This is a genomic window from Roseovarius amoyensis (assembly GCF_003260265.1).
GTDB lineage: Bacteria > Pseudomonadota > Alphaproteobacteria > Rhodobacterales > Rhodobacteraceae > Roseovarius > Roseovarius amoyensis.
This window is the reverse complement of the sequence record NZ_QITQ01000005.1, coordinates 184722-195921: the sequence shown is the minus strand read 5'-3', so window position 1 is coordinate 195921 and position 11200 is coordinate 184722. Positions and strand designations below refer to the sequence as shown.

Annotated in this window: 5 protein-coding genes, 4 tRNA genes and 3 rRNA genes; 2 read left to right on the top strand and 10 right to left on the bottom strand. The window is 58.2% G+C overall.

All coding sequences use genetic code 11. From position 1 onward, the window contains the following. Window positions 1-287 (top strand): hypothetical protein (locus DL899_RS19585; RefSeq protein WP_204355265.1); only part of this gene is annotated, 287 nt, incomplete at its 5' end. Window positions 288-468: 181 nt separating this feature from the next. Here DL899_RS19585 and DL899_RS07070 read toward each other — a convergent pair. From DL899_RS07070 to DL899_RS07025, 10 genes are all read right to left on the bottom strand, one after another. Next, window positions 469-545: transfer RNA gene (locus DL899_RS07070), tRNA-Met, on the bottom strand. Window positions 546-615: 70 nt separating this feature from the next. Continuing rightward, window positions 616-730, bottom strand: a 5S ribosomal RNA gene (rrf, locus tag DL899_RS07065). A 99-nt stretch (window positions 731-829) separates the two neighbouring features. Next, window positions 830-4270 (bottom strand): 23S ribosomal RNA (locus DL899_RS07060). A 349-nt stretch (window positions 4271-4619) separates the two neighbouring features. Beyond that, window positions 4620-4695: transfer RNA gene (locus DL899_RS07055), tRNA-Ala, on the bottom strand. An 8-nt stretch (window positions 4696-4703) separates the two neighbouring features. Next, window positions 4704-4779: transfer RNA gene (locus DL899_RS07050), tRNA-Ala, on the bottom strand. 21 nt (window positions 4780-4800) lie between these two features. Continuing rightward, a tRNA-Ile gene (locus DL899_RS07045) sits at window positions 4801-4877 on the bottom strand. A gap of 151 nt (window positions 4878-5028) precedes the next feature. Then, a 16S ribosomal RNA gene (locus tag DL899_RS07040) occupies window positions 5029-6497 on the bottom strand. Together the 16S, 23S and 5S rRNA genes with 4 tRNA genes alongside form the textbook arrangement of a ribosomal RNA operon. A gap of 635 nt (window positions 6498-7132) precedes the next feature. Next, window positions 7133-7777: a protein-methionine-sulfoxide reductase heme-binding subunit MsrQ gene (gene msrQ / locus DL899_RS07035; RefSeq protein WP_111733274.1), complete on the bottom strand. Its 645-nt coding sequence runs from the start codon at window positions 7775-7777 to the stop codon at window positions 7133-7135. A gap of 25 nt (window positions 7778-7802) precedes the next feature. Next, window positions 7803-8705 (bottom strand): protein-methionine-sulfoxide reductase catalytic subunit MsrP, encoded by a 903-nt coding sequence (gene msrP / locus DL899_RS07030; RefSeq protein WP_111733273.1) that lies wholly within the window; start codon window positions 8703-8705, stop codon window positions 7803-7805. Window positions 8706-8781: 76 nt separating this feature from the next. Then, window positions 8782-10275, bottom strand: a complete 1494-nt coding sequence (locus tag DL899_RS07025; protein ID WP_111733304.1) for an FMN-binding glutamate synthase family protein — start codon at window positions 10273-10275, stop codon at window positions 8782-8784. Between the two features lie 416 nt (window positions 10276-10691). Here DL899_RS07025 and DL899_RS07020 point away from each other — a divergent pair, with 416 nt between their 5' ends. Then, entirely contained in the window at window positions 10692-11192 is a 501-nt protein-coding gene (locus DL899_RS07020) for a TRAP transporter small permease subunit (protein ID WP_111733272.1), read from the top strand. Window positions 11193-11200: the final 8 nt, after the last annotated feature.

Below are 11200 nucleotides of genomic sequence, written 5' to 3'. Positions count from 1 at the left end.
AAAATCACACCACGTGCCACAACAACGATCCCACGAAATCTACCGCTTCGCGATACAAAACGCCTTGTTTTGTTGACCTGCGCCAAACGAAATCCGGAAAAATCAGCCGCGAACTGTCGAAGTTGGGGTGCAAGGCGTCAGGATTGTACGTCTTCGCGGCAAAGACGCAAGGGCTCGGGTTTCTCACGCCGGAACTTGCTGCTTTATGCTCCGACACCGTGACTGGTAGATCACCTGTCAATGGCGGAGTAAAAACCGGCCACGTGGCGGCAGATTTCCACCGGTAGGGGCGCGGCATGTGACCCGAGGGGGTGATGCCCGCGCTTGTCGCTGAGCGTCGGCGATTGCGTGCGAACGTGGTCGAATGCCAATTTTCGGGTGCGGTGTTGATGTGGCGTTGATGTAAACGCGAAAAGGCCGATGGTATTTGTATACCACCCGCCAAGCGCCTGTTATCTTTGTTGGATTTGGTTGCGGGAGTAGGATTTGAACCTACGACCTTCAGGTTATGAGCCTGACGAGCTACCAGACTGCTCCATCCCGCGTCAGTTTTGTATGCCCTGCTTGCAAGCTGGGGCAAAATCGTCAGAGAGATACATTCAGGTGTCTTTCTAGGTTTGGCGGCGACCTACTCTCCCACGCCTTAAGACGCAGTACCATCGGCGCTAAGGCACTTAACGGCCGGGTTCGGAATGGGACCGGGTGTTTTGCTCTTGCCATGACCACCAAACCGAAAAAGACACCTGAAATCCAAGTCAAGCACACGCGGTGCGTACGCTTTTGGTCCGTTTGTCACAGCCTCGTTTGACGAGTCTGGCTTCTACCGGATCAAATCAAGCCTATCGGGCAATTAGTACCGGTCAACTGAACGCATTGCTGCGCTTACATCTCCGGCCTATCGACGTGGTGGTCTACCACGGCCCTCAGGGATACCTTGTTTTGAGGGGGGCTTCCCGCTTAGATGCCTTCAGCGGTTATCCTGTCCGATCATAGCTACCCTGCACTGCGGCTGGCGCCACAACAGGTCCACCAGTGGATCGTTCACCCCGGTCCTCTCGTACTAGGGGCAACTCCTCTCAAGTATCCTACACCCACGGCAGATAGGGACCGAACTGTCTCACGACGTTCTAAACCCAGCTCACGTACCTCTTTAAATGGCGAACAGCCATACCCTTGGGACCTGCTCCAGCCCCAGGATGAGATGAGCCGACATCGAGGTGCCAAACACTGCCGTCGATATGGACTCTTGGGCAGTATCAGCCTGTTATCCCCGGCGTACCTTTTATCCGTTGAGCGATGGCCCTTCCACTCGGGACCACCGGATCACTATGGCCGTCTTTCGACTCTGCTCGACTTGTCAGTCTCGCAGTCAGGCTGGCTTATGCCATTGCACTCAACGAGCGATTTCCGACCGCTCTGAGCCAACCTTCGCGCGCCTCCGTTACTCTTTAGGAGGCGACCGCCCCAGTCAAACTACCCACCACGCAGGGTCCCGGACCCGGATAACGGGCCGCGGTTAGACATCAAGAGTGCGAAGGTTGGTATCTCAAGGGTGGCTCCACAGAAACTAGCGTTCCTGCTTCAAAGCCTACCAACTATCCTGCACATCACAATCCTGATGCCAGTGCGAAGCTGTAGTAAAGGTGCACGGGGTCTTTCCGTCTAACCGCGGGAAGCCTGCATCTTGACAGGCAATTCAATTTCGCTGAGTCGATGTTGGAGACAGCGGGGAAGTCGTTACGCCATTCGTGCAGGTCGGAACTTACCCGACAAGGAATTTCGCTACCTTAGGACCGTTATAGTTACGGCCGCCGTTTACCTGGGCTTCAATTCGGAGCTCTCACCCCTCCTTTTAACCTTCAGGCACCGGGCAGGCGTCAGACCCTATACGTCGTCTTGCGACTTCGCAGAGCCCTGTGTTTTTAGTAAACAGTCGCCACCCCCTGGTTTGTGCCCCCGCCCCACAGTTGCCTGCAAAGCGGGCCTCCTTCTCGCGAACTTACGGAGGTATTTTGCCGAGTTCCTTCAACATCGTTCTCTCAAGCGCCTTGGTATACTCTACCTGTCCACCTGTGTCGGTTTAGGGTACGGTCCAATAGAGGGGCTATTTCCAGGAACCGATTAGCGGCCCGCCCAATCCAATAAGGGCGAACAACCTTCACGATCCGTCACCACCTCTTGGCCCAGGAATATTAACCTGGTTCCCATCGGCTACGCCTTTCGGCCTGACCTTAGGGGCCGGCTTACCCTGCTCAGATTAGCTTTAAGCAGGAACCCTTGGACTTTCGGCGAGAGTGTTTCTCACACTCTTTGTCGCTACTCATGTCATCATTCTCACTAGTGATCTCTCCACCGGATGGCTCACGCCCCGGCTTCATCGAAAGCCTCGCTCCTCCAATGCGGTCGAAACCGCTAAGGAGGAATGAGACTATATCACACTACGCTCTGCTACCAGTGCTTACGCACTCCTCGGCTTCGGCTCGTGGCTTGAGCCCCGTTACATCTTCGCCGCAGGACAACTTAATTAGACCAGTGAGCTGTTACGCTATCTTTAAAGGATGGCTGCTTCTAAGCCAACCTCCTGGTTGTTTTGGTCGTCCCACCTGCTTTCCCACTTAGCCACGAATTAGGGGCCTTAGCCGGAGGTCAGGGTTGTTTCCCTCTCGACTACGGACGTTAGCATCCGCAGTCTGTCTGCCATCTAGTACTCCCCGGTATTCGGAGTTTGGTTAGGATCAGTAAGCCTGTGGGGCCCCATTACCCATCCAGTGCTCTACCCCCGGGGGTATTCGGATGACGCTCTACCTAAATAGATTTCGCAGAGAACCAGCTATCTCCGAGTTTGATTGGCCTTTCACCCCTAGGCACAGCTCATCCCGTTCTTTTTCAACAGAAGTGGGTTCGGCCCTCCAGTAAGTGTTACCTTACCTTCAGCCTGGCCATGCCTAGATCACTCGGTTTCGGGTCTGATCCATCCAACTCGACGCCCTATTAAGACTCGCTTTCGCTGCGCCTACACCTAACGGCTTAAGCTTGCTGGATAGACCAAGTCGATGACCCATTATACAAAAGGTACGCCGTCACAAGACTGGACACTAATGACAACCGGTCATTTGATCGGGATGGAAACGCGCAGATGTACGGTTTCCAACCCCGGATTGCGGCTGTAGATCCCGGCATTCGACCGATGGTCAAAGCCGAGCCCGACGCGGGTGCCGTTCGGCGCTTGATAGCCGAGCTCGACACCGGATCGGAACTGCACCTCGCCCCCCAGGTTCACACCACTCCCGCCTTCGTAAAGACCGGCCATCGTGTGAAATTGAAGAAACGTGCGTTCATTGAAGAGGTTGACGGTATAGGCTTGCCCCACGCCGGCCCAGAATTCTCCATCTGTGGTGGCCGAAAGGCCCCAGACGGTCTGGAACGGTCCAAAAGCCAGCCCGGTGTCGCGGCGATAATATATCTCCTCGCCCGAGGCCGATTCTTGAAAGTAGGTTTCGCCGATCGCCAGGCTGTTATACGCGGCGACGTCATTGCGTGCCAGGCAACCATCGTTTGGACAGTGGTTTATGCCCATGTCGATCAGACCTGCAATGAGGCCAATGACCGCCACGGTTCCGTCCGTAACAAATGCTATATCCGACACTGCAACCTCCAACATGACTCGTTGTCATGTTGATGCAGCAGATTGTCATTAGAGTCCAGTCAAGCTCCGACTGATTGTAGGCGTCCGGTTTCAGGTACTGTTTCACTCCCCTCGTCGGGGTGCTTTTCACCTTTCCCTCACGGTACTGGTTCGCTATCGGTCAGTAAGGAGTACTTAGCCTTCGAAGGTGGTCCTCCGATCTTCAGACAGGATTTCACGTGTCCCGCCCTACTTAATACGTCCTATTGAGCTTCCCATACGGGGCTGTCACCCACTATGGCCATGCTTCCCAGCATGTTTTGGTCACTCTCAAGGCTCGGCTGGTCCCCGTTCGCTCGCCGCTACTAGGGGAGTATCAATTGATTTCCTTTCCTCCGGGTACTTAGATGTTTCAGTTCCCCGGGTTCGCTCTTAAAGACCTATGTATTCAGTCCTTAAGTACCTGTTTATGCACATTATCAACTGCGAAAGCAGATAATAACATACATTCAGGTGGGTTGCCCCATTCGGAGATCTAGGGATCAAAGCCTATTCTCGGCTCCCCCTAGCTTATCGCAGAGTATCACGTCCTTCATCGCCTCTTACTGCCTAGGCATCCACCAAACGCCCTTTTCGCGCTTGATTTGATCCGGAAGAAGCAAGACTCCGATGCCTTCGCCCTTGCGGGCTTGGGAACCGGACTGCAGAGGCGCGCAACCGGCAAGCTGACGCGCCATTCCTCCGAACCAAAAGTCGTACATTCCCGCTCGAGCGCGGCTTGCGCCACACCCGAACATTTTGGTTAGTGTACTTGACTTGGACAACACTTGCTTTTTATCCGGCTTACACCGGAGAGTTCTGCACACTCGCAGAACCCAGCAAGGTTGATTGTATCTCTCTAAACGATGTCAAAGCGTCCGATTGGACGGCGAAACGCTTGGAAAAGCGTTCGGCGGTCAAATCGTGCTATATATCTCGGGTTTCATTCTGAATTTGGTGGAGCCGAGCGGGATCGAACCGCCGACCTCTGCAGTGCGATTGCAGCGCTCTCCCAGCTGAGCTACGGCCCCGGAAAGGCTGGTGGAGCCTACCGGGATCGAACCGGTGACCTCCTGAATGCAAATCAGGCGCTCTCCCAGCTGAGCTAAGGCCCCCACTTTACCCCCTCAGGGAAATGGTGGGTCGAGGAGGACTTGAACCTCCGACCTCACGCTTATCAGGCGTGCGCTCTAACCACCTGAGCTACCGACCCAGAGAACGGGCGGCAACCCGTTGAATGACTGAAGAGATACGAGGACGGCCTGGACCGCATGTTGTGACCCCCGTGACTTGGGGGTCTTGCTAAGTGCGTCGAAGGGTTGACCTGGAAAACCAGGATCGAACCGATATGGACGCATCCTTAGAAAGGAGGTGATCCAGCCGCAGGTTCCCCTACGGCTACCTTGTTACGACTTCACCCCAGTCGCTGAGCTCACCGTGGTCCGCTGCCCCCTGTAAACAGGTTGGCGCACGGCCTTCGGGTGAACCCAACTCCCATGGTGTGACGGGCGGTGTGTACAAGGCCCGGGAACGTATTCACCGCGTCATGCTGTTACGCGATTACTAGCGATTCCGACTTCATGCCGTCGAGTTGCAGACGACAATCCGAACTGAGATGGTTTTTGGGGATTAACCCACTGTCACCACCATTGTAGCACGTGTGTAGCCCAACCCGTAAGGGCCATGAGGACTTGACGTCATCCACACCTTCCTCCCGCTTATCACGGGCAGTTTCCATAGAGTGCCCAGCCGAACTGCTGGCAACTAGGGATGTGGGTTGCGCTCGTTGCCGGACTTAACCGAACATCTCACGACACGAGCTGACGACAGCCATGCAGCACCTGTCACCTGTCCAGCCGAACTGAAGGATACCGTCTCCGGTACCCGCGACAGGGATGTCAAGGGTTGGTAAGGTTCTGCGCGTTGCTTCGAATTAAACCACATGCTCCACCGCTTGTGCGGGCCCCCGTCAATTTCTTTGAGTTTTAACCTTGCGGCCGTACTCCCCAGGCGGAATGCTTAATCCGTTAGGTGTGTCACCGAATAGCATGCTACCCGACGACTGGCATTCATCGTTTACGGTGTGGACTACCAGGGTATCTAATCCTGTTTGCTCCCCACACTTTCGCACCTCAGCGTCAGTATCGAGCCAGTGAGCCGCCTTCGCCACTGGTGTTCCTCCGAATATCTACGAATTTCACCTCTACACTCGGAATTCCACTCACCTCTCTCGAACTCTAGACTGATAGTTTTGGAGGCAGTTCCGGGGTTGAGCCCCGGGATTTCACCCCCAACTTTCCAATCCGCCTACGCGCGCTTTACGCCCAGTAATTCCGAACAACGCTAACCCCCTCCGTATTACCGCGGCTGCTGGCACGGAGTTAGCCGGGGTTTCTTCTACGGCTACCGTCATTATCTTCACCGTTGAAAGAGCTTTACGACCCTAGGGCCTTCGTCACTCACGCGGCATGGCTAGATCAGGGTTTCCCCCATTGTCTAAGATTCCCCACTGCTGCCTCCCGTAGGAGTCTGGGCCGTGTCTCAGTCCCAGTGTGGCTGATCATCCTCTAAAACCAGCTATGGATCGTCGGCTTGGTAGGCCATTACCCCACCAACTACCTAATCCAACGCGGGCCGATCTTTCACCGAAATTCTTTCCCCCGAAGGGCGTATACGGTATTAAACCCAGTTTCCCAGGACTATTCCGTAGTGAAAGGCACGTTCCCACGCGTTACTCACCCGTCCGCCACTAGATCCGAAGATCTCGTTCGACTTGCATGTGTTAAGCCTGCCGCCAGCGTTCGTTCTGAGCCAGAATCAAACTCTCAGGTTGAAAGGTCGTTACCGACCTAACCTTGACGTCTGACCTCTGCACATCGTCACCTGCCCGGCAGGGCAGGATCCGTCTCTGTTTGCTGTGCATCGTCCATACAGGACGGTGTCCAAACAAACAGTGAAGCTGACTAACCATAATCGGGTCCCGGCAAAGCCTGGCGCCCTAGGTAGTTCGATATGCAGTGTCAGTCCATCGTACCGGACCAAACCGCCCACATATCTCTTCAGTAACCCGCGATTTCAAAGAGCGTGAGAGACAAAATCAACCGGATGCGCCATTTCTTTTTGGCGCGCCCCGCCTCATTATCTCTCGTTTTTTGTGTTCCGCCTCGTTGCCGTGTGGCCCGTTTGGCGTACCGTGTAGCGCCTCAGCGCCGCCGGTGAGGGGGTATTTACGGATTGATGCTGGCCCTCGCAACCCCTTTTTTCAGGAAACCTCGCATTTTTTTCCATTTTCTAAATTACTGTTAGTTATCAGTGTGTTACAAAATCTTCACTTATAATTCACGGAGCACGCGCCATCTTCCCCCCCGGCTTTCAGGCGACAAATCCGCGGGATCGTGGAGGTTCCGGGGGAATCTCTGTCGATTCACGGCAGACTCGCCGCGGAATCATCGCCAGACGAACCGGATTCTAGCGCTGCGATTCCGCCGGCACGGCTGCTCCGCGCAGAATCGGGCGGCGCGGCGTCCGCACAAAGAGCAGCCGCAGCGCCAACAGCCCGGCGATCAGGGCCAGCATCACCATCGGTTTCATCTGCCAACCCTTGACCAGCAGCAGGTAATGCACCCCGCCCAGGATCGCGGCCGGATAGACCAGCCGGTGCAGTCTGCGCCAGGCCGGCCCCAGCCTGCGCACCGACCAGTCGTTCGAGGTCAGCGCCAGCGGCAAGAGCATCAGGAACCCGGCCATGCCTACCGTTATATATGGCCTCTTCACGATGTCGGCCCAGACCCGGCTAATGGACTGAATATCCAGCACCGCCCAGGTCAGCAGATGCACCACCACGAAAAAGAAGCACGCCAGCCCGATGGCCCGGCGCAGCCGTATCAGGTTGACCCCGGCAATCCGGCGCAGCGGAGTGACCGCCAGGCCCGCGATCAGCAGGTAAAGCGCGGCCTCGCCATAGGCGTGTTCCAGCGCCTCGACCGGGTTGGCGCCCAGCCCGCCGGCCACACCCCGCCAGAACATCCAGCCGGCATAGGCCGCACTACCGGCATAGACCGGCCACGCCGGCAGGCGGCGGACCGCCCGGTTGAGGGCGTCAGCCAGCCTCATGCGGCCCCCGGCAGCAAGGTCGCCATCAGAAATGCTTCGCCAGGTCCATGCCGGCATAAAGCCCGGCCACGTCTTCGCCATAGCCGTTGAACATCAGCGTCGGTTGCCGGCGGGCGAACAGCCCGGTGCCGACGACGCGCTCGCTTGCCTGGCTCCAGCGGGGATGATCGACCTGCGGATTGACGTTGCTGTAAAATCCGTATTCGCGCGCATTGGACTTGTTCCAGGTGGTGGGCGGCATCGTGTCGGTCAGGGTGATCCGCACCACCGACTTGATCGACTTGAAGCCGTATTTCCACGGCACGACCAGCCGCAGCGGCGCGCCGTTCTGGTTGGGAATGTCGCGGCCATAGATGCCGGTGGCCATGATCGTCAGCGGATGCATCGCCTCGTCCAGCCTCAGCCCCTCGACATAGGGCCACTCGATCACCGGGCGATGCACGCCCGGCATCTCGTCAGGGCGCAGCGCGGTTTCGAACGCCACGTATTTTGCGCCGCCCTGTACGACCACCATCGCCAGCAGGTCGGCCAGCTCGAACCCGTTCCACGGCACCACCATCGACCATGCCTCGACACAGCGCAGGCGATAAAGCCGCTCTTCGATCGTCATCTTATTCAGGATGTCCTCGAACGCATAGTCGCCGGGCCTGTCGACCAGCCCGTCGATGCGCACGTTCCATGGCTCGACGGTCAGCTTGTGGGCATTCGTGGCCGGATCGCCCTTGCCGGTGCCGAACTCATAATAGTTGTTGTAGCTGGTGATGTCGTCCCAGCCGGTGGGTTCCAGCGTTTCGGCCTGCGCCCTGCCCCCCAGCCCCGACAGCGCCAGCCCGGCCGCCGCCGCGCCGATGATCTGCCGGCGGTTCAGAAAGACACGCTCAGGTGTCACGTCGTTGTCGGTCAGGGTGTTTTTCCAGCGATGGGCCATGTCCTTGCCTCCGTAGCCGTGCCAGGATCTGGCGCCCTTTCAAGATTTGCCGCCTAGGCCCACAAGGCAACCCACCTCACGAAAACGTATGCGCATCGTTATTGGGTATCAGCCGGCTCAGTGGCACCGAACTGCCGTCAGGCTGCACGATGCGCACATGCCGCCGGCGCATCAGGCGCGGCTCTGACACGCCGACCGAATGGGCGATCATCTCGACCTCTTCGATGATGCGGCGGGCATAGCGCGCCACCTTGTCCTGCTTGTCCTCGACCACCAGCCCCATTTGCAGGCGCGCGTCATGCGTGGTTACCCCGGTCGGACAGGTGTTGCGATTGCACCGCATCGCCTGGATGCAGCCCAGCGAGAACATGAAGCCGCGCGCCGAGGTGACGAAATCGGCCCCGGCACATATGGCCCAGGCGATATCGCCGGGATTGATCAGCTTGCCACTGGAAATGATGCGGATGCGGCCCTTCAAGCCGTGATGGTCGCGGATATCGACCACTATCGGCAGCGCCTCGCGCACGGGCAAGGCAACCAGGTCCATCAGCGGCATCGGCGCCGCGCCGGTGCCGCCCTCGCCGCCGTCGATGGTGATGAAATCCGGCGCCTCCTCGACCCGGCGCGCCACGATCGCCTCGAACAGGGCCTCCATCGCCGCTTCGGAGCCGACAGCCATCTTCAGCCCCACAGGCTTTCCCGTGACCTCGCGGATATGAGAAACCATATCCAGCAACTCGCCGAACTGCGCCGCCTCGGGGTGGCGGTTGGGTGAAATGCTGGCCTGCCCGGCGGGGATGCCCCGGATCTGCGCGATCTCGGGCGTGACCTTTTCCGCGGGCAGGATGCCGCCCTTGCCGGGCTTGGCACCCTGGCTGAGCTTGAGTTCGAACATCCGCACCGTGTCATGCGCTGCGACCTCTCGCAGCCGCTCGTCGGACAGCCCGCCCAGGGCGTCGCGCACCCCGTATTTCGCGGTGCCGATCTGAAAGACGATGTCGCAGTCCCCCTCCAGGTGATAGGGGCTCAGCCCGCCCTCGCCCGTGTTCAGCCAGATACCGGCCTTGCGCGCGCCATGGCTCAGCGCCCGCACCGCCGGGCGCGAGATCGCGCCATAGCTCATGCCCGAGATATTAAAGAGCGATGGCGCCGCATAGGGTTGGCGGCAATGCGGCCCGATAACCAGCGGCGCGGATTTCGCATGCTTGTCATCAAGTGGCGGGAACGGCGCGTTGACGAATACCGACGTGCCGGGAATAGCCATGCTGCGGGTGGAGCCGAAGGCAACGGTATTTCCCCCGCCTTCGGTCGCGCGCTCGACCCACTCTCGCTGGGCGCGGTTGAAAGGCAGCTCCTCTCGGTCCATGGCAAAGAAATACTGGCGAAAGAACTCGCCCAGCTCGGTGAATATGCGGCGGAACCGCCCGATCACCGGATAGTTGCGCCTGATCGCGTCGCCGGTCTGCATCCGGTCGATAACGAAAAACACCGCCACCACCACCAGCACCACCAGCATCGCCAGCACGAAAAGCCCGGCCAACAGCTCGCTCCACTGTACGGCGGAATACATGTCCATGTTCATACTGCCTCTCTTTACCAACCCTTGTCGTCGCCTTGCGGCCATCATACCCGCCAAACCCAGACCGGCCAGCCATTGCTACCGGCGCAGATCACCACTCGCACCGCATATCCCGCACCGACCCGGCATCGGCCCATGGTCGCGGTCGGGTACGAGCAAGTCCGACACTCTATATACAGGCGCCTGTATAGGCGCCTCTTCAAACTGGCTCAGGCCGGCGTGATCGACCGGATGACCGCGGTGCTGCGCGCGCCCTTTCCATGGCCACGAACAAGGGTCCGCCGTCTCCAGCGGAAATGTTACAGAAGGTAGATTGGCGTACAAAAAAATTAACACTCCCCGGCGCCGGGTGCTTGCCATTCCGGCACGATTAGCTAATCCTCACCACGATCACCAAGGGGGGAAGAATGCTTTTCCGCATCATCGACGGGCTAAACGAAATTGTCGGGCGGCTTGTGTCGGTGGTTGCCGCGATCTTTGCCGCAATCATCATCTATGACGTCTTCATGCGTTACGCCATGAACGCCCCCACCCGCTGGGCCTTTGACGTGACCAAACAGTTATATGGCTTCTACTTCGTCTTGCTGGGCGGCTATGCGCTGCGTCACCAGGCGCATGTGCGCGTTGACCTTATTACCGAAACGCTGAGCGCCACCGTTCGCCGCTGGGTCGAGGCGGCGGGCTATGTGATATTCTTCTTTCCGTTCGCCTGGGTGTTCATGACCCGGTCCTACGAATTCGCATCACGAGCCTTCACCCAAGGCGAAACGACCTATGGCTCTGTTCAGTTGCCGGTCTATCCGCTGAAGATGGCGATGGCGGTCGCCGCCGCGCTGCTGCTGATCCAGGGCGTGTCGGAATTCCTGAAACTCGTACTCAATCGGCAGGAGAGCCCCCGTGACGCCTGAACTCATCG

Excerpts from the sequence above, each read along its gene's own strand:
- msrQ (WP_111733274.1), bottom strand. The coding sequence starts at position 7,777 with ATGAGGCTGGCTGACGCCCTCAACCGGGCGGTCCGCCGCCTGCCGGCG.
- msrP (WP_111733273.1), bottom strand. The coding sequence starts at position 8,705 with ATGGCCCATCGCTGGAAAAACACCCTGACCGACAACGACGTGACACCT.
- DL899_RS07025 (WP_111733304.1), bottom strand. The coding sequence starts at position 10,275 with ATGTATTCCGCCGTACAGTGGAGCGAGCTGTTGGCCGGGCTTTTCGTG.
- DL899_RS07020 (WP_111733272.1), top strand. The coding sequence starts at position 10,692 with ATGCTTTTCCGCATCATCGACGGGCTAAACGAAATTGTCGGGCGGCTT.